This window comes from Mesorhizobium sp. M0923, assembly GCF_040319365.1.
In the GTDB taxonomy this organism is placed as follows: Bacteria; Pseudomonadota; Alphaproteobacteria; order Rhizobiales; family Rhizobiaceae; genus Mesorhizobium.
The window spans coordinates 63605-82537 of sequence record NZ_JAMYNW010000028.1 but is presented as its reverse complement, the minus strand read 5'-3'; the positions used below and the strand labels follow the sequence as shown (position 1 = coordinate 82537).

Sequence of the window (18933 nt, the reverse complement as noted above, 5' to 3'; positions counted from 1 at the left end):
TCATGCTCGATCGCAACCGGCAACACCAAATTGCAGGCCCAACACACGGGCAGGGGCTGGCACCGGACCTGTATTACGAAGGTGCACAAAGTTACAGCCCGTATGGTCGTGACTATTCTGAGCAGGATGAACGTTTCAATCCACTCAAGTTGCTTTTTTACGTCGTCCAGTATCGATGGTTAATCGCAATGATGTTGGCAGCCGGGCTTGTTGGCGGCACCGTTGTTACCATGATGCAGACGCCAAAATATCACGCAACAACGCAATTGGAAGTGCTGGTTCCTTCGGCCAAGGTTTTCCAGGACATCGAGGTAGTTTCCGAGAACAGCGATATCCGGGCTTTTTTAACGGCTCGTGAGAAGCTGAGAAGTCGCGCGCTGGCGCAGCGCGTCGTATTCCAATTGGGCCTTGGTGAAAAACCGGACTTCCTATTCCCGACGCCAGACTTTTCGATCAGCAATATTTTCTATCGTGCGTTCGGAGTTTCCAAATCACCGTCCATTCAGGAGAAAACACCCGAGGAACGTGAAGCTATTGCGATCGGGCGCGTCCTCAATGATCTCGCGGTCAGCCTCGTACCCAACACCAGCTTGCTATCAATCACGTTTGCCGACCAAAAGCCAAAGTACGCAAGTGACGTAGCAAACCAAGTCGCGCAAAGCTTTATCGATCAACGCCTGGACCAAACCAGCGAGACCTCTGATTTAGCGCGACAGTTTATTAGGGAACAGGTGTTGCAGGTAAAAGAAAAGCTTCAGAAATCGGAAGAGGAGCTGGTCGCTTATGCAAAGGATGCAGGCATTACGGTGACCGGCGACGACAAGTCGCTGATAGGATCAAATATCGAAGCGTTGAACACAGCCCTCGCCGCGGCGATCCAAGAGCGTCTGGACGCTGGCAGAGTGGTAGACCAGATAGACAAGGGGCGCGGCTCAAGCCTTGCACCGGTCTTGGAAAGCGAAGGTCTGCAAAAGCTCAGTGAAAAGTTGTCGGACTTGACTAGCCAGTACCAGCAGAAACTGGGCGTTCTGAAGCCCGGCTTTCCTGAAATGCAGCAGCTTCAGTCGCAGATCAAAGAGCTACAGCGGCTCTACAACAATGGCGTCTTGGCAATAACGGATTCGCTGCGACTGAGATACCAGGAGGCGCAGAACAAGGAGGCAGATCTTAAGAGCAAACTAGCCGAGATGGAAAAACAGCAGGTTATCTTCAACGATAAGAACATCAAATACACGATCCTCAAGCGTGAAGTGGATTCGAACCGCTCTCAGTACGACAGCCTAATTGCTAAGCTGAACGAGGTCGGTGTTAGCTCAGAACTCAAAACACAAAGCGCTGCAATCGTTGATTTCGCAGCGCAGCCGACTGCGCCATATTCCCCGCGCTTGAGCATCAATCTGGCGATCGCACTTGTACTCTTCATGGGTCTGAGCGCCTCAATTATTTACGTCATTGAGCTTTTGAACAACACGTTTACCAATCCTGAGCAGGTCGAAAAGGAACTGGGATTAGCGATGCTCGGCGTCTTGCCGCACGTCGATGATAAGGAACTTGCAGCCAGCATTGCCGATCAGAAGTCCGGATTGTCGGAAGCCTATCGTTCGCTTCGAACCTCTTTGCAATTTTCCGGTGCCGAAGGGGCTCCGCGAACGTTACTGGTGACGAGTTCGGAACCATCGGAGGGCAAGTCGACCACGTCGTTCAAGCTCGGGCAGGATTTTGCTGCGCTGGGTGCAAGAGTTCTGCTGGTCGACGGCGATCTCCGGAAGCCGAATCTCCATCGCCTGTTTAATCTCGACAACACGATTGGGTTGAGCAATCTGCTGACGAACACTGTTCGGAAGGAGGATCTGGCGAGCATTTTCAGGGCGACAAAATATCCCAACGTGACGGTTCTAACGTCTGGAACGATTCCGCCAAATCCCGCAGATCTGCTTTCCTCCCCGAAGATGGCTCTGATCATCACTAATCTCGGTAAGCGATTCGATCTTGTCATCATAGATGCCCCGCCGATCGTCGGCCTTTCAGATGCGCCCATTCTCAGCCGGCTCGCCGAGGGCACATTGATGGTCATCTCAACGAACCAAGTAACACGCAAATCCGCGAAGACGGCGTTAAAACGACTGCGAGCCGCTGGGGCGAACGTCGTGGGAGCCGCGATGTCGAAGTTTGCCGTGAACAAGTTCGACTACAATTACGCGTATAAGTACATGAACTATCACTATTACGACTACGGCACTAACATATCGAAACTTGAGGGCAAAGTCGATGATGGCGCAGGCCAGCCCGTTTATGCAAAATCTTCGGCGTTCAGGCGTTTGGTTCGTCGCATCCGTTCTAGCATTGGCGGCTTCGTCGATCGGGCTAAGTCGGTTTCTTGAGAGCGAAACCCCGTCCGTCTCTCTTGTGCTGGATCCGTTCAACGTTGATGCCTTGATAACTGAAATCACCAGCGACCTGAACGACACGAGCAATGCTCCCGATCTTGATGCATTGGTTGCCAGGGCCAGAGGCGCGCTCGCCTTCAATCTGGCGGACGCGCGTCTCTACAGCCTGATTGGCGAGATCAAATACCAGCAGGGCGAAAAAGCTGAAGCCCATGCGCTTTTCGATCAAGCCCGAAAATTGTCCAAAACAGAGATCCATGCGCTGCAGAGATCCATTAGTGGCAATATCGAAGCAGGTGATTTGCCGAAGGCAGTAGGCGAGATCGACGTATTGTTGCGGCGATGGCCGGATCAATTTTCGGCAGTCGCCGCAGGCATTCCTGCAATTCTTTCAAACCCCGATGGGTACCAGGCCGTGCTGACGGCCATCAAGGCGGGGGCGCCTTGGAGAGCCAGCCTGTTCGTCGCTCTTAGCAATACTTCCGAGGGGCTCGATTTGGCAAATCGGCTGCTGCTCGATTTGACCAAATCACCCGCGCCGCCCACATCAAGCGAATTGTCCCATGTGATCAATGGCTATATTCGCCAGAGGCAATATGAACCGGCTTATTGGCTGTTTCTTTTCAGCCTGTCGGAGCAAGAGCAGAAGTTAGGCGGATACATTTTCAACAGCACGTTCGAGCCGGTCTCCCGCGGGAAACCCTTTGATTGGTATATCCCCGGACAATCCGGCTTGGAAGTCACGTTTGCTACATCTCAGGATGCGGTAGAGGGTGAGGGGGGAGCGACGATCCGGTTCTTGAACACCCCTGTCAAGGGCGCAGCTCTTCAGCAGTTACTTTCGCTGCCATCAGGCTCATACAAGATTTCCCTGATTGCCTCTGCGCAGAACTTGAAGCTTCCCAAAGGATTGTTTTGGTCCATCAGATGCGTTGACCCGGCGGGAGAAATTGCGCGATTCAACATTCCGGAAGGCACTTACAATCGTCAGAATCTCAGCCTGGATTTCTCAGTTGGACCAAAAGCGTGCCCGCTACAGTTGCTGCGGTTGCAAACTGCTGCCATTGCGGAGAGCTGGCGATTTCGTTATGTCGGCACCTTGGTAATGCATAAATTGAGCATTGAGAGACTTCCATCTTGAACGATCGGCAGTCGGAATGGAATAAATATCTCCTCGGCTCGGGCTTGTTTTTGTCGCTGCTGATAGGCGGCGGTACTGCGAGCGGTCTCTGTACAGACACTCTGATCGAAGTTGGGGCAGTTATTTCTGCCGCGGCCGTCTTTTCGCAAACTCCCGGCCAGAGTATCCCTCGGCCAGTCCTATGGCTGCTGGTCTTCGGCGTGGTGTTGATCGTTTTGCAAATCGTCCCATTGCCGGCGGCCATATTCAGCGGGCTGCGGCCGGAACTGCTGCTCGGAGATCCTTGGGTTGGAGAAAGCCGATTTCGCTTCATCAGCGTTGGGGTCGGCCGCACGGTCGAATGTCTGCTTTACGTTCTAGCCGCTGCAGCGTTTTTTTTAGCTGTATTGCGATTGCGTGCCGAGCAGGTCAGCGCACTCCTTCCGTTTTTCTTCATGGGCGTGATCTGCAACGGCCTGGCGGGAGTGATCCAGTATTCGCTCTCCGACGACGTCGCTATCGTCGGACTGTTCCCTTTTACGATCAATGCCGGGCTTTTTGCCAATGTGAATCATTTTTCGGCGTTGCTTTTTGTGTCTATCCCCTTTGTCGTCTATTATGGTCTGTTTCGCGGGCATCTTTTGTCGGGATCCTTCGGCCTGATCGCGCTTTTGCTGCTTCTTTTGGCCGCCGGTTCCCGCGCCGGTGTTCTGATTGGGTTGGCGATCACCGTGTTATCTGTAATCTTTCTCTCAGCCCGTTCGAGGGTGAGTGGGTTCAGCGTTCTCCTGATTTTTATCGGGCTTTCGATCTACACGATAAGCGCCTGGACCAAGCTGGATGCACAGGCACTTGATCCGGCGTTCGGGCGAGGAGAATTTGCGCGAACCACAATCGAGGGTATTAAGGACAATTGGGCAATAGGTATTGGGTTTGGGAATTTCCAGAAAGCCTATCAGATATACGAAAGAGCAGGCATGATTTTCAGGGAGTATGTGAATCATGCCCACAATGAATACCTTGAAATAGCCTTCGAGGGCGGAATTCCTGCTATGTTACTTATGGTAGGCTATTTCGCACTGCTTTGTGCTGCATTGGCCAGGGTTCGCCGCGACCCGCTTCAGAAGGCCGCATTCCTCTCGGTATCGTTTCTTCTCATTCATTCTCTGGTCGACTATCCGCTGCGAACCGAGGCGTTGGCGATGACCTTTGCCTATATGAACGCCATCATCTTTCACAAAGGATTTGCGGAACGCTTGGGCCGCAAGAGCGAGATGATCGAGATCGACCACAACGGTGACAAGCTACTTGTTCCCATTGGAAGTTCGTCCTAGCGACCTCGTCGCTGCGGCTGGCGGCCTCTGAACGAGGCGGCCGGCTGTCAGGGGAGTCGGCTCCCGGCCCTCAGGCCCCCACGCGCAGGCAGCATTTCCTGCTCCTCTCATGCGCGACTGGTCGCTGAGCAGAAATTTCCCGATTTTGCCGGCTGCATGGAAAATTCATTCCCGAACCATTCGGCCGCTGGCTTGTCTTGCATTGTTCTGGGCAGGAACGATCTGCTAGAACGCCCCACGAGAAATAGATTGTCCAGAAGTGCAGCTTGAACCGGGCGGCTGAAGATCGCGCCCGTTGATGATACAGGCCCTTCTATGGATGGGTACGAAAGAACGCTCACAGTCCATGAACATCGCGCTTACCCACCTTCAGCGGCTTGAGGCTGAATCCATCCATATTTTTCGCGAGGTGGCCGCGGCTTTCGCCAAGCCGGTGATGCTCTATTCGGTCGGCAAGGATTCATCCGTGCTCATGCACCTGGCGATGAAGGCGTTTTATCCGGCCAAGCCGCCCTTTCCCTTTCTTCATGTCGATACGACCTGGAAATTCCGCGAGATGATCGCCTTTCGCGACCAGATGCAGCAAAAGCTCGGCTTCGACCTCCTGGTCCATGTCAATGAAGACGGCGTGCGTGACAACATCAATCCGTTCGACCACGGCTCCAACACACATACTCATGTGATGAAGACGGTGGCGCTGCGGCAGGCGCTCGACAAATACGGGTTTGACGCAGCCTTCGGCGGCGCCCGTCGCGACGAGGAGAAGTCGCGCGCCAAGGAGCGCATCTTCTCGTTCCGCAACGCCCAGCATGTCTGGGATCCGAAGAACCAGCGGCCGGAGATGTGGAAGATATTCAACACCCGCATCGCTGCCGGCGAATCGATCCGGGTGTTTCCGCTGTCGAACTGGACCGAACTCGACATCTGGCAATACATTCTTCAGGAAGACATCCCGATCGTGCCGCTGTATTTGGCCAAGGAGCGGCCGGTCGTCGAGCGCGACGGCATGCTCATCCTGAAGGATGACGAACGCATGCAGCTGCGGCCCGGCGAGACGGTGCAGAACCGGCTGGTGCGGTTTCGCACCCTCGGCTGCTATCCGCTGACCGGCGCGATCGACTCGGAAGCCGACACTCTGGAGGCGATAGTCGGCGAGATGCTCACGGCGCGCACCTCCGAGCGGCAGGGTCGTCTGATCGACCGTGATGAAGCCGGCTCGATGGAAAAGAAGAAGCGCGAGGGGTATTTCTGAGCATGCGCCACATCATGGCCAAGAGCCTCGCCCCGACCGATGGCGTCCGCGACTATCTGGCGGCGCAGGAACGAAAGTCGCTGCTGCGCTTCCTCACCTGCGGCTCGGTCGACGACGGCAAGTCGACGCTGATCGGGCGCCTGCTTTCCGATACCAAGCAGATTTTCGAGGACCAGCTGGCGGCGCTCGAGCGCGATTCGCGCAAGCACGGCACCACCGGCGACGACGTCGATTTCGCGCTGCTGGTCGACGGCCTCGAGGCCGAGCGCGAGCAAGGCATTACTATCGACGTCGCCTATCGCTTCTTCGCCACGCCAAAGCGCAAGTTCATTGTCGCCGACACGCCTGGCCACGAACAGTACACGCGCAACATGGCGACGGGTGCATCGACCGCCGATCTTGCCATCGTGCTGATCGATGCCCGCCAGGGCGTGCTGCGCCAGACAAGGCGGCATTCGATCATTGCCTCGCTGCTTGGCATTCGCCACATCGTGCTCGCCGTCAACAAGATCGATCTTGTCGGTTTCGACGAGGCGGTTTTCAAACGGATCGTCACGGATTACGGGCAGTTCTCACGTGGGCTCGGCTTCCAGACGATCGTGCCCATTCCGATGTCGGCCCGCTACGGCGACAACGTTACTGGTCGTTCCGATAGGACAGACTGGTATTCCGGCCCGACGCTGATCGAACATCTCGAAACCGTCTCGGTCGACGAGGCCGCGGTCGAATTGCCGTTCCGGTTTCCCGTCCAATATGTGAACCGCCCCAATCTCGATTTTCGCGGTTTCGCCGGCACCATCGCCTCCGGCTCGGTTGCGCCGGGCGACGAGGTGGTCGTCGCCAAATCCGGCAAATCCTCCCATGTCAGGCGCATCGTCTCGCATGGCGGCGACCTCCAGCAGGCCGTCGCCGGCCAGGCCATCACCCTTGTCCTCGACGACGAGGTCGAGGTCTCGCGTGGCAATATGCTGGTGTCGCCAGCTGCGCGGCCGCAGGTCGCCGACCAGTTCGCCGCCAACATCGTCTGGTTCGACGAACATGCGCTGCTGCCCGGCCGCTCCTACATCCTGCGCACCGAGACCGACCAAACCAGCGCCACCGTCACCGACCTGAAATACCGGGTCAACGTCAACGACTTTGCCCATGAGGCGGCCAAGTCGCTTGAAATGAACGAAGTCGGCATCTGCAATATCTCGACGCGGTCGCCGATCGCCTTCGATCCGTTCGCCGAAAACCGCACCACCGGCGCCTTCATCCTGATCGACCGCATCACCAACGCCACGGTCGGCGCCGGTATGATCCTGCATTCGCTGCGCCGCGCCGAAAACATCCACTGGCAGTCGCTTGATGTCGGCAAACGCGCCCGTGCCGATATGAAAAACCAGCGGCCGGCCGTGTTCTGGTTCACCGGGCTTTCGGGGTCGGGCAAGTCGACCATCGCCAATCTGTTTGAAAAGAAGCTCTTTGCCACCGGGCGCCATACCTACATTCTGGATGGCGACAACGTCCGTCACGGCCTCAACCGCGATCTCGGCTTCACCGACGCTGATCGTGTCGAAAACATTCGCCGCGTCGCCGAAGTGGCGCGCCTGATGGCCGACGCCGGGCTGATCGTCATCGTGTCGTTCATTTCGCCGTTCAGCGCCGAGCGGCGCATGGCGCGCGAATTGATGGCCGACGGCGAATTCGTCGAGGTGTTTGTCGACACACCCTTCGAGGAATGCGCCAGGCGCGATCCGAAGGGGCTTTATGCGCGGGCCTTGAATGGCGAAATCAAGAATTTCACCGGCGTCGATTCACCGTATGAGGTGCCGGAAAAGCCCGAGATCCATCTCAAGACACTCGGCAGATCGGCCGAGGAGATGGTGGACGCCCTTGAACACTGGCTGAACGAGCGGGACATTGCCGAAGACCAATATGACAGCGGCGGCGGTATCTGACGACGAAGCGATGCTCGCCGTTTTCGAGCACCTTGCCTTGGCGGCAGGGCGCGAGGTGATGCGCGTCTTTCGTGCCGGCTGTGCGGTCGACAGCAAATCGGACAGTTCGCCAGTGACGGAGGCGGATCGCGAGAGCGAGAAGATCATCCTTGCCGGGCTGCGCGCCGCATTTCCCGAGATTCCCTGCGTGGCCGAGGAAGAAGCTTCGGCCGGCATCATGGCACCGGATCTCGGCGACGCCTTCTTCCTTATCGATCCGCTCGACGGCACCAAGGAGTTCGTCAACCGCAGGACCGATTTCACCGTCAATATCGCGCTGGTCCGTCACGGCGTGCCGGAGATCGGCGTCGTTTTCGCGCCTTGCAACGGCCGCTTCTTTTCCGGCCGGCCGGGCAAAGCGGAAGCGATCGAGATCAATGACGACTACGAGATCGTCGATCGAAAGCCGATTTCGGCGAGGGCCGGTATTATGCCGCTGACTGTCGTTGCCAGCCGTTCCCACAACACGCCGGAAACCGATGCCTATATCCGCGCGCTCGGCGCGGCCGAGATCGTCTCGATCGGGTCATCGCTGAAATTCTGCCTCGTCGCCGGCGCCGAGGCGGACGTGTATCCACGCTTCGGCCGCACCATGGAATGGGATACTGCCGCAGGCGACGCGGTGCTACGCGCCGCCGGTGGCATGACGCGCACGCTGGATGGTCAGCCGCTCGCCTACGGCAAGCGCAACCAGAGTGACGACGAGGATTTCGCCAACCCGCATTTCATCGCCAGCGGCAAGGCTGCTGGATTTGGCTAGGCTATGAGTGCGCAGCCAAAGGTGCGCGTCAGACCTGATCGGCATTCTTTGCTTGCACGACTTATCGCCTCCGTAAGGGCAGTTCCAGGAGCATGCGCGAAAGCGCGTATGTTACAATGGCTTCTGGTCGCGATCTCAGATCTCAGATACTGATCGAGGTATGCAAGCACCAAGATTGCATTACTCATCCGGCCTTTGGCAAGCGAGCCGCAGCGGCCGACTCGTCGGTAGCGTGGCAGATTCCGTTGGCAACACTGCTAGCGTCCTTCCGCTAGATGCTCCTGGGCCGTCACACGGTATATGCAAACTGCTCTGAACGCCTAAACGAGGCAGTGAGGCAGTCATGGCGGTCCATATCAAGAATCCCGAGACCGACGCGCTGGCCCGCCGGGTCGCCGCGCTTAAGAGGACTGGTCTGACAGAGGCCGTCCCTACCGCGCCCAAGCATGAGCTTGAGCGCGAACAGGCTAGATCTAGACCGTCCCTGGTGGAGATCGGCGTCAGGTTCTGCCGTGATCTGCGAGCCCGGGGCAAGCCTGATCACAGCAGGCCCGCCGACAAAGCTGGACACGGTCCAGATTGCATCATGTTCAAGAACCTAAAATGCGGCGGGCTTGCTTCGGATGGATAAGGCCAGAAGCGCCTCCGAAAGTCGTTTCTTCGCCCGCTCGACCCCGTTCTCGTCGATTGCCTCAACATCGAGGAACAAGTCGAGGCCAGTCGCGTGCTCGCTGATGACCTGAGGGCGCTGTGCGAGTTCACCCAGGAGGCCCTCGACTTCGTAAGGGACAACCTCCCGGCTGATCCCCTTCATGGCAATCGGTGCTAACGGACGCGCCCGGACAAGGTCGCGCACGAGCGCGTAAGTCTCATAGCTGAGGCAGATGCCGCCGGGCTCCGCAATCGACTGCAGACGGGCCGCCAAATTCGCTTCGGCTCCAATGATCGTGTAGTCCATCCGATCATCGGAACCGAAGTTGCCAACGTTGCAATAGCCCGTGTTGATGCCCATGCGAGCTCGGAAGGGCCGTTCAACTCCGCGGTCATGCCACACCCTGTTCAACTGCTCCAGCCGACGCTGCATGTCGACAGCCATGCGCAAGCAGGCTCTCGCGTCTTCCTCGATGCCTTGCGTCTCGGGGTCTCCGAAGAACACAAGAAGCGCGTCGCCGATGAACTTGTCGACGGTGGCGCCGTGTTTGAGCGCGATCGTCGACATCTCGGTGAAGTACTCGTTGAGGAGAAGCGTCAGGTCCTCGGGCTGGAGCCGTTCCACGATCGCGGTGAAATCCTTGACGTCGGAGAAAAAGATCGTGAGCTTCTTGCGCTCGGTTGCGATGGTGACGTCCTTCTGGCCGCTGAAGATGCTTTTGTAGATTTGAGGCGAAAGGTATTTGGCGATCTTCAATGAAATCGCGGCCAGAAAGTCGTTTGCCTCGGAAAGCTCCTTGTTGATGCCCTGAATCAACGCGGACTGCCGACGCTGCAGGAGAATGAACGTCAGGCCCGCCGCCGCCGAGAAGCCGAAATATAGGAGCAGATACTTGAAGGTCAGCACGTTCGCAGCAATAGGCTGATTGACTGATATCTCCTGGATCCCTCGGACATCCCCTACCTTCCAGTCCGTCTTGGGGCTGTCCGGGTGTGAGTTATGGCAGGTCACGCAGACCTGTCCCATTACAACAGGGGCCACGGCGCGGACCTGCCGGTCAAACAGTGAACCCGAGACTTCGATGATCGGCTCCTTCGGGTTGGCGCGCAAAGCCAAGATTGCATTCCGCTCGAATACATCGAGCTGGTGGGGGGCGCGACCTTTGAAAGGCAGATCCGAGACGAACCGATATTTGACGGACCCGTCGTGAGCGCTGATGCGCTTGCCGAGTTCGATCGAGAGGGTTGCTGGAATAGGGATCGCACCTGGCACGTCCCGGTAATTGTGCGTCGCAGTCACGGCGCCGTCTGCTTGCAGCACGCGTCCCACGACGTCGCTGCCGTAGAATCCGCGCATCTCGTCGATGATCCGGCTGATTTCGCTGGCTTGCCTGCGCAGCATCCGTTCCGATAGGTCTCGGAGGTCGAGCCAGGCTGCGACGGGCAGACCGACAAGGCCGATGACCACTGCCGCCACTAGGAGCGGTCCCATGGTGCGCTGCTGACGCGCAATCTGTTCGCCCAGTCCAGCCATTGTGCAAGCGCCCGCCCGTCATGAGCATCTGAACTATAGCTCATTCCCGGCACGGTACTAGAGTCAGTCTTGGCTCGATGAAAACACGTCAGCCCTGCAACCTCGGACCGACCTTGAGCGGTTGCTAAGCCCCGACCCTCACAGCGGATTTCGCATTCTGGCGCTAGACGGGCAGTGAATCAGTGAAGGGGATGTCGCAAAGTCGGCTGTGGCCCGGCATGCGCTCCGCGATAACCGCTCAGGGGTCAAGAATTCACCTCTGGCAAGGTTGAGACTTCTGCGGCCGGAGAGCGCGTCGGAAAAGAAAGTGTCCCGCCAAACGTATCCGCGTTTCGGCCGCACTATGGAATGGGACACCGCGGCGGGTGACGCGGTGCTGCGCGCTGCCGGCGGCATGACGCGCACGCTGGATAGCGCGCCGCTCGCCTGCGGTAAGCGCAACCAGAGCGACGACGAGGATTTCGCCAATCCGCATTTCATTGCCAGCGGCAAGGCTGCCACGGCCGCTTAGCACGACGGACCCCGTTCCCCGGCTCGTCGCCCGCGCGAGCGACGCCGTCGCGCACGCGACGCCTGAGTTGAAGCACTTATTTTCAGCCGAACGCTCGTGGCAGGGAGTAACTATCCGGTGTGGATCGTGGCAGAGGCCCTTTCGCGTGTTAGACTGCTTGCATGGAGATCGACACCGACAAGACGACGAAGCCGTTCTGGGCCTGCTTTGGCTGACGCTGCATGAAGAGAGGCGCCTCTGGAAGGGATTCGGCCTCTGGAAGGGATTCGATTGGAGCGCTCTGGATCGCTTGCACGAGAAGGGGCTGATCGCGAATCCAGCAAACAAGGCGAAGTCAGTGGTTCTGACAGATGAAGGACTGCGGCGTGCGCAGGAGCTATTCCGAACCCTGTTCACCCGTTCGGCGCCATGAGCCATGAGCGCTGGGAGGGCGCCGCGAGATGATGGCGCACCTGGCTGAATTTCGATAGTGGCGGCGCGCTGACCGCAGGCGGGACGGCCAATGCTCTCGCCGTGGCGGCCAAATTCTTCTTCCGCTACTTATGCCAACGGGCGCATCCTGGCCGTCAAGGCACTGGCAGACAACACCGTAGCCGCAACCCTCAATGTCATCGGTATTGGCGCGAAGTCCATTCGCAAGATGCTTTCTGCCGGATCAGCGCTCCCCGGGCCGAGCTGCAGGCAGGCAGCGGGTCTGCGCCCGCTGCTGGCACATGGATGTTGGTGGGCAGACTACCACAAGGAATGTGTCATCATGGCTGCGGATTTCCGAAGGCAGGTTTCTCAAGAACGAGCACATGACTACCAAGAGGGGATGTGTGAGTGCTCTTAACTTGGAATCCCTCGTCGGACAGCGTTTCGATGAATTCGCCATCCGTTCCAGGCGGAACGCGGGCAACAACGTTTGAGGTGCGCCTCACAATATTGGAAAGCACCCTTCGCGCCTTGCCTGGGCCGATGTTGCGCTGCATGTGCTGATAGACGGCCAGCAGCAGGACGATATCGTATTTCGGTAGAAGGATATTGCCGAGGCGCCGGCTGCCAAGATTCAGGCGATCGAACCGGGCATGCACCGGGGAGCCGCTCAATAACATTTTTGCAGTCTGGATGTGCGCCTTGGCAATGTCGATCCCGTGGATCGAGCTGGGTTTCAGCTTGGATATCTCATAGGCGACAACACCCATATTGCAGCCAACATCGAGAATGGATTTTCCAGCGTAGTCGACCTTTGCGGAGAATAGCCCGTCCAGTCTGTCGTCCCACGTTCCGGCAAAACCCCTTTTGAATCTTGACCACCACAAATCATCAGCTCCTTTGGGAAGAGCCCCCTTGAGCGCCTCCTACCACGAGAGAATTAATGGTCGATACCCATTCAACTGGAATTGATCACATTGACGAACCAAGGCAGGGACGTGTGCGGCGGCGTCACAACCCCATCACCCTGAGTGCCGCCGGAACCGGATAGCGGTTGCCGTCATAGCGCAGCCGGTAGGTCCGCTTCACAGACTTGGCGGGATGGGACTTGCATTCGCCATCTTTGTCGGGGGAGGGATTGTCGGTATCCGTCCGCTCGACCGCAATGATGTCACGATAGCCCTGGTGGCGCGCCGGGCTCATCGCCAGGCTGACCTGGCTGGAATGAAACGATCCAGCGCAACTGGCATCGCCTTCGCCGCCATGGCCAGCGACCACGAGGCCGTCGAGCACCAAGCGCAGCGCATCGCTGGCGACGGCATAGAGCCGCAGGTCGGTTTCAGTGAAGGGAGTAGCCTGCGAATGGTTTGCCACTTCGATGCGCAGGCCGAAGGCGGTGGCGTCAGGGGCCAGTGCATAGCGGCCGGTGTCGAATTCCACCTTACGGATCGCGATGGCATCATCGGTCATCAGTCCAGGCTGAAGCAGGCGCTGGCGCACCCGCAGGCTCTTTCTATCGACGACCAGTAGCTCGATGTCGCCAACATGCAGGTGGTCGCTGTTAGCGCTGTCGATCAGCGGCACCGCGACCAAAAGCAGGTCGTCATGAGCCGGCCAGATCTTGCAGGCCAGGCCGAATGGCGCATCGCTCTCCGGGAGCGTTGAGGCGATGCTCGTATGGGGTACAAGCGTGAACGAGGCGCCGTCGGCGCTCTTTCGGGCCTTGGGATAGGCCTGCTGCACCAGGGCGGCGGCATCGCCGCAATCGCCGGCCGCTGCCCGGGCGGGCGACAGGCTGGCGAGGGCGGCGCCGAGCAACAGGACAGGCAACACTATTCGCATGGAGTTCTCGCGTCGCAGGGCCGGGTTCGGCCAGGGCCCTTCTACGCGAGATTGGTGGCGGCGCACAGGGTGTAGGGAAGTGACGGCTAGCTCCACCCGCTGCGTCAGGACCATAGGTATCCTGGAAAGTCGTAAAGTCCGAGCTCGCTTAGGAACGGTGATCATGAGAACGCCGCCCGAGCGGCCAATTTTTGCCAATGCTGTTCGAGCTACCTGAAACAGATACTGACAATGTGATCTCGGTTGCCTTGTCGCGCTCCGATTAGATAAAGAAGCGCCTGGACAAGAAACCTCTACAAAACCGGACCTCGCCGATCCGTCGGGCGCACCTTCTAGGGTGTACATTCCAAAATTAGTGCGCCGGGAGACCGGCAAGGAGTAGGTGGTGGAAGTCCACTGCGATGAAGGAATAGCGATCCACATCGGCCCCGAGCCGTGCGCAGACATCCGCGAGGATGCCGGCGAAGCGTCGGTAGGGGAGTGCATAGGCCAGCCATTGAGCCACGAAAGGGAATTTGTTCCGGATGCCGACGCCGTTAATTTAGCGGAAGGCGAAATGGACGGGCGCGTTTTCGCGAGCGCCTGTTCGATCCGGCGTGGTCTGAGACCCTGGCATGTGCGGAAGCTCCTTGTGCGGGAACCGGGAGATCTCTGGATTGGCCATACGCCCCAGGAGTACGGGGGGATGGTCCGCAACGGGAAGGCGAGGAGCCGTAGCCGTTGATGCACGATCCAGAGAAGTCTGACTCCGGCATAGTAGCTGCGAAGCCGACGAACAAAGCCGGACAACCGGCGGCGGAGCTGGTGGAGCCAAGGCCGGGGACCAAGGGGAACGCGGAACAGCAACACATGCACCGGACACAGAGCCGGGCTCGCATGTCCCAGTCGCTGGATCGCGTACGGCAAGCCGCAAGGCTGAGGAAGAAGGAGAAGTTCACCGCGCTCTTCCACCACATCAATGTCGATACACTGCGGACGGCGTTCTACGTGCTCAAGCGCAAGGCCGCTCCCGGGGTGGATGGCATGACGTGGCAGGATTACGAGACAGACCTTGAGCCTCGGCTCAGGGACCTGCACGAACGGGTTCATCGGGGAGCGTACCGCCCGCAACCGTCTCGCCGGACGTTTATACCGAAGGCAGATGGAAAGCAGCGGCCGCTGGCGATTGCCGCTCTGGAAGACAAAATCGTCCAAGGGGCAACCGTCATGGTGCTCAATGCCATCTATGAAGGCGACTTCTGCGGCTTCTCATACGGGTTTCGGCCCGGTAGAGGGTCGCACGATGCATTGGATGCACTGTGCGTAGCGATCAACACGCGGAGGGTGAACTGGATTGTAGACGCCGATATCCAGAACTTTTTCGGGAGCGTCAGCCAGGATTGGCTCGTTCGCTTCGTGGAACACAGGATCGGCGACAAGCGCATCATCCGCCTGATCCGGAAATGGCTGAAGGCGGGCATTCTCGAAGACGGGATCGTGACGGTAGATGACAGGGGCACGGGTCAAGGCTCGGTGATTTCGCCGCTTCTGGCCAATATTTACCTGCACTATGTCTTCGACCTGTGGGTCAACCGCTGGCGACGGCGCGAGGCCACCGGCGACATGATCATCGTGCGCTATGCCGATGATGTAATCGTCGGCTTCGAGCGCGAGGGCGACGCCCGTCGTTTCCTCGATGCGATGCGCGCGAGGCTTGAGGAGTTCATGCTGTCGCTGCATCCGGAAAAGACCCGCCTGATTGAGTTCGGCCGCTTCGCGGCGGTCGACCGCAAGCAGCGCGGGCTTGGCAAATCGGAGACCTTCGCATTCCTGGGCTTTACCTTCATCTGCGGTAAATCGCGAAAGGGGCGCTTCCTGCTTAAGCGGAAGACCCGAGGCGACCGCATGCGGGTGAAGCTCAAGGACATCAAGGCGGAGCTGCGGCGTCGGATGCATTGGCCCATCCCCGAACAGGGGAAGTGGCTGAGGCAGGTCGTGACAGGTCATTTCGCCTATTATGCGGTCCCGACGAATGGCGGGGCGCTCGCGGCGTTCCGGCACCATGTGACCGATCTCTGGCGGCGGACGCTTCGGCGGCGCAGCCAACGAGACGGCTTCACCTGGGCCCGCATGACGAAGCTGACCGACGACTGGCTCCCCAAACCACGCATCCTTCACCCGTGGCCCAATGCGCGCTTCGCCGTCAGCCACCCAAGGTAGGAGCCGAGTGCTCGAATCGGGCTCGCTCGGATCTGAGCGGGGGGCGCCCAGTAATGGGCGTCCCTACCGCGATACTCGGCATGACCTCCGATTCTGACCCCCTGAGCCGGGCGCGTTCGCTGTCGGCGCGGTATCGAAGCAGAACCAATGCGGCGCCTGCTTCGGCTTTCCGAGACTCCGCCTTGTCTTTCCTTGAGACTTGGCAGCACGGCGCGTTCAATCGGAACCCTGCTGCCTTCAATGTACAGCCAGTCCCATCAGCCGGCGAGCTTGTAAACGCCGGCAGCCTTTTGGCAGCTGCGAGCACCGCCTTCATGTCGAGTTCTTCGAGGACAACGAGGTCGTTTACCCAGCCGCTTGCCCGCACCGCCAGTGCTAGGTCCATCCCATCGGCCTGGTCCGGAACCTCAGCATTGACGACAATATCATAGGCGCCGCGAGTAAACATCATACCGGACACCTTGCCACCAACGCTTTCCAAAATCGCCTTGATTGCAGCTTCTCGGTCTGAGCCTTGTATCAATCCCTTATAGGCGTGGGGCGGATAGTTTCCCAGGATTGTCACTTTCATGGGTATTCCTCCCTATCTTGTACTAGTTTCGTTATTGATCGTTTGACCAACACGGAGCTACGCGGACAGTTGGGTCAGCCGTAACCCTGCATCGCAATCGCTCTTGCTCGTATCCAAAGCTGGCAGCGGGAAAGGTTCGACCTGCCCTCCGGTCTTGTCCAAATACTGCATCAAGGCCGTCACGAGGTGGTAGAAAATGCTCGCGGGGACCTCCGTTGCCAGTGACCTTCCGCGCTCGTCAATCCTGTCGATCCACAACCCAAGCGGTGCGGGATCGATATGCCATTTGAAGAGGCGGGCGACACGAGCTTCGATCTCAGGTTTCAGATCAGGCCCGCCGATGCCGTCCAGGGCGACGGCGGCCTTGACGGCTTCGCATTGCGGCCAGCTGCGGGAGAGCCGGTCGAAGGGAATTCCCTGCCGCGACACGGCTGCATAAGCCAGGCCCGTGGCCCGGTTCAATCCGCTGGCGATCGCCGACGAATAGAGCTTCCTGGCGTAGGCTGCCAAGTCTTTCTGCCCGCTTGCCCGCGCGAACTCGACGAGGAGCGAAGCCCATTCGAAATGGTGCCCTGGTTCGGTCCACTGTCCCTCGTCTCCCGGCAACGGTAGCCAATCGACGTCGAAATGTTCCCCAAGCGTCCAGCTCTCCTGGTCGAAGAAATGGCACCGGAAGAGATCGACGACGCGTGCCGCCCGACGGAGATATGCACGCTCGCCGGTGACGCCATGCCAGGCAAGGAAGGATTCCAGCATGTGCATGTGCGGGTTCGAGAACCGCACCCCCTTCCAGCCGGGGGTCTCGAGGAAGCCGTTCAGGCTGACGTCCTCGAGATGGGTGTCGATGAAATGGAACGTCTCTTGTGCCAGCTGCATGGCATCCTGATGGCCGCATCGGTGAGCATGGGCAAGCGCCAGGAGCACGCAGGAATGGTCGTAGGCGTCCTCCGTCGGGTCAGCCACGCTGCCGTCGCAATTGAGGGTGCGCACCCAGCCACCGGGATCGGTGCGGCCGTGTCTGGCGATGAACTCGATGCCGTGGTCGATGAGCTTGTCGGCCGGTCCAGCCCAGCCGCGTTCTTTGGCCACCGCGAAGGCGTAAATCTGGCGAGCCATTGTCCGCATGCGCTTGGGTTTGCCCAACGGCCTTGCATCGAAACCGAGCGCCTCGTGGAAGCCGCCATACGCATGGTCGACACCTGCAGTGGACCACAGCGGCAGGGTTTCGTTGAAGAGCCAGTGCTCGACCCGCTTGCGCCATCACCCTGATGATGACCCGGTCGTCCGACCCCGTGAACTTCGTTTCAAGGCGTCCGCTCTTCTCGAGTTGTTCGACGACTTTCTTCACGTTCTGGCTGTGGCTGACAGGAGCGACGAATACCGCGTCCGGTGTCGTCACCACCGCCACATGCTGCATTCCAATGACTGTCAGCAGTCTGCCCTGGCTTCTGAGATAGGAGTTGCCGCAATCCATGGCGACAACGTCGCCCATTACGACATTGCCGTCGCGGTCCGTCGGGCTGGCTTCGAGCAGCGATTGCCACGATCCAAGGTCGTTCCAGCGGAAGGAAGCCGTAACCATGGCGATACCGCGTGCATGCTCCATGACTGCGTAGTCGATCGACGTCGACGGGACAGCCGAATAGAAGCCCAGGGGCAGGTAGATGCCCAAGACGTCGGTCCGTGCAGCCTTATAGGCCCGTTCCGCGGTGTCCCAGATGTCTGGCCGGAACTCGAGAAATGCCTTCCGCATCGTGTCGGCACGAAACAGGAAGATGCCGGCGTTCCAGTAGAATCTTCCCGAAGCCACATATTTGCGGGCCGTCTCGGCATTGGGCTTTTCGACAAAGTGCAAAACGGCGGCCACTCCGTCACCAGTTGCCCCAACCTCGATGTAACCGTAGCCGGTTTCGGGATGCGTCGGCTTGATGCCGAATACGACAATGCTGCCTGAATCGGCGGCAGGCATGCCCGCCTCGACGGTTTCCCAGAATTGCGTTTCGGTGGATATCTGATGGTCGGAAGGGACCACGAGCGCAAACGCCTCGCCGCCATATTCGGAGATCGTATGTAAGGTGGCTGTGGCCACCGCAGCGGCGGTATTGCGGCCGACGGGCTCGAAAATCGGGCTGCCGCCGTTCAGGCCGAGCGGACCGATGTCCGAGATAACGCGGTCGGCATGCCGTTCGGAGGCTAGGAGATAGATCGGCGTCTCGCCGTCCGACCGCGCCTTGAGGCGTCGGACAGTCTTCGCAAGCATGGAGCCGTCGCCCGAAAGGTCGTGGAATTGCTTAGGATTGTCTTCGCGCGACAGCGGCCACAGCCGTGACCCGACGCCCCCGCTCATCACAAAACTGACGATCCGCTCCCGCATGGCCC

General features: G+C 58.9%; 12 protein-coding genes and 3 pseudogenes. 10 read left to right on the top strand and 5 right to left on the bottom strand.

The genetic code is table 11. The annotated features are described in order from the left end of the window. Positions 1-2 precede the first annotated feature (2 nt). The 7 genes from NKH89_RS31490 (at position 3) to NKH89_RS31460 (ending at position 9463) form a co-directional block, all read left to right on the top strand. The gene (locus NKH89_RS31490; protein WP_352911171.1) at positions 3-2381 is read left to right on the top strand and encodes a GumC family protein; all 2379 of its coding nucleotides are present in this window, start codon (positions 3-5) and stop codon (positions 2379-2381) included. Then, a complete protein-coding gene (locus tag NKH89_RS31485; RefSeq protein ID WP_352911167.1) occupies positions 2269-3528 on the top strand; it encodes a tetratricopeptide repeat protein in 1260 nt (419 codons plus the stop codon). The genes NKH89_RS31490 and NKH89_RS31485 overlap by 113 nt, the downstream gene beginning before the upstream one ends. Continuing rightward, positions 3525-4841: an O-antigen ligase family protein gene (locus NKH89_RS31480; RefSeq protein WP_352911165.1), complete on the top strand. Its 1317-nt coding sequence runs from the start codon at positions 3525-3527 to the stop codon at positions 4839-4841. The genes NKH89_RS31485 and NKH89_RS31480 overlap by 4 nt, the downstream gene beginning before the upstream one ends. Before the next feature lie 346 nt (positions 4842-5187). Beyond that, on the top strand, positions 5188-6093 hold the full coding sequence (gene cysD / locus NKH89_RS31475) for a sulfate adenylyltransferase subunit CysD (RefSeq protein WP_352911163.1): 906 nt from the start codon (positions 5188-5190) through the stop codon (positions 6091-6093). A gap of 2 nt (positions 6094-6095) precedes the next feature. Then, positions 6096-8033 (top strand): sulfate adenylyltransferase subunit CysN, encoded by a 1938-nt coding sequence (cysN, locus tag NKH89_RS31470; RefSeq protein ID WP_352911161.1) that lies wholly within the window; start codon positions 6096-6098, stop codon positions 8031-8033. Positions 8034-8043: 10 nt separating this feature from the next. After that, the gene (cysQ, locus tag NKH89_RS31465; protein WP_352911206.1) at positions 8044-8832 is read left to right on the top strand and encodes a 3'(2'),5'-bisphosphate nucleotidase CysQ; all 789 of its coding nucleotides are present in this window, start codon (positions 8044-8046) and stop codon (positions 8830-8832) included. A 343-nt stretch (positions 8833-9175) separates the two neighbouring features. Beyond that, positions 9176-9463 (top strand): type II toxin-antitoxin system VapB family antitoxin, encoded by a 288-nt coding sequence (locus NKH89_RS31460; RefSeq protein WP_352911159.1) that lies wholly within the window; start codon positions 9176-9178, stop codon positions 9461-9463. Here the strand turns inward: NKH89_RS31460 and NKH89_RS31455 are convergent. Further along, positions 9431-11017 carry an adenylate/guanylate cyclase domain-containing protein gene (locus NKH89_RS31455; RefSeq protein WP_352911156.1) on the bottom strand — a complete coding sequence of 529 codons (1587 nt, stop codon included), beginning with the start codon at positions 11015-11017 and terminating at the stop codon, positions 9431-9433. The two genes, NKH89_RS31460 and NKH89_RS31455, sit on opposite strands and share 33 nt — an antisense overlap. Before the next feature lie 322 nt (positions 11018-11339). On the opposite strand from NKH89_RS31455, the pseudogene NKH89_RS31450 reads away from it, so the two are divergent. Together NKH89_RS31450 and NKH89_RS31445 are read left to right on the top strand one after the other, a co-directional pair. Then, positions 11340-11528, top strand: a pseudogene (locus NKH89_RS31450) (inositol monophosphatase family protein); the annotation flags it as partial. A 161-nt stretch (positions 11529-11689) separates the two neighbouring features. After that, positions 11690-11940, top strand: a pseudogene (locus NKH89_RS31445) (DUF6429 family protein). A 340-nt stretch (positions 11941-12280) separates the two neighbouring features. Here the strand turns inward: NKH89_RS31445 and NKH89_RS31440 are convergent. Both NKH89_RS31440 and NKH89_RS31435 read right to left on the bottom strand, forming a co-directional pair. Next, positions 12281-12829: a class I SAM-dependent methyltransferase gene (locus NKH89_RS31440; RefSeq protein WP_352911153.1), complete on the bottom strand. Its 549-nt coding sequence runs from the start codon at positions 12827-12829 to the stop codon at positions 12281-12283. 124 nt (positions 12830-12953) lie between these two features. Next, on the bottom strand, positions 12954-13898 hold the full coding sequence (locus NKH89_RS31435; RefSeq protein WP_352911150.1) for a PA3715 family protein: 945 nt from the start codon (positions 13896-13898) through the stop codon (positions 12954-12956). Positions 13899-14507: 609 nt separating this feature from the next. Here NKH89_RS31435 and ltrA point away from each other — a divergent pair. Next, complete coding sequence (gene ltrA / locus NKH89_RS31430) at positions 14508-15983, top strand: group II intron reverse transcriptase/maturase (protein WP_352911200.1); 1476 nt, start codon at positions 14508-14510, stop codon at positions 15981-15983. Here the strand turns inward: ltrA and NKH89_RS31425 are convergent. Then, complete coding sequence (locus NKH89_RS31425) at positions 15967-16554, bottom strand: GYD domain-containing protein (RefSeq protein WP_352911147.1); 588 nt, start codon at positions 16552-16554, stop codon at positions 15967-15969. The genes ltrA and NKH89_RS31425 overlap by 17 nt on opposite strands. 57 nt (positions 16555-16611) lie before the next feature. After that, positions 16612-18928, bottom strand: a pseudogene (locus tag NKH89_RS31420) (AGE family epimerase/isomerase). Positions 18929-18933: the final 5 nt, after the last annotated feature.

Coding starts and splice junctions, on each gene's coding strand:
- NKH89_RS31425 (WP_352911147.1), bottom strand. CDS start 16,554: ATGAAAGTGACAATCCTGGGAAACTATCCGCCCCACGCCTATAAGGGA.
- NKH89_RS31485 (WP_352911167.1), top strand. CDS start 2,269: ATGATGGCGCAGGCCAGCCCGTTTATGCAAAATCTTCGGCGTTCAGGC.
- NKH89_RS31460 (WP_352911159.1), top strand. CDS start 9,176: ATGGCGGTCCATATCAAGAATCCCGAGACCGACGCGCTGGCCCGCCGG.
- cysQ (WP_352911206.1), top strand. CDS start 8,044: ATGCTCGCCGTTTTCGAGCACCTTGCCTTGGCGGCAGGGCGCGAGGTG.
- NKH89_RS31490 (WP_352911171.1), top strand. CDS start 3: ATGCTCGATCGCAACCGGCAACACCAAATTGCAGGCCCAACACACGGG.
- cysD (WP_352911163.1), top strand. CDS start 5,188: ATGAACATCGCGCTTACCCACCTTCAGCGGCTTGAGGCTGAATCCATC.
- NKH89_RS31435 (WP_352911150.1), bottom strand. CDS start 13,898: ATGGTCCTGACGCAGCGGGTGGAGCTAGCCGTCACTTCCCTACACCCT.
- ltrA (WP_352911200.1), top strand. CDS start 14,508: ATGCACGATCCAGAGAAGTCTGACTCCGGCATAGTAGCTGCGAAGCCG.
- cysN (WP_352911161.1), top strand. CDS start 6,096: ATGCGCCACATCATGGCCAAGAGCCTCGCCCCGACCGATGGCGTCCGC.
- NKH89_RS31455 (WP_352911156.1), bottom strand. CDS start 11,017: ATGGCTGGACTGGGCGAACAGATTGCGCGTCAGCAGCGCACCATGGGA.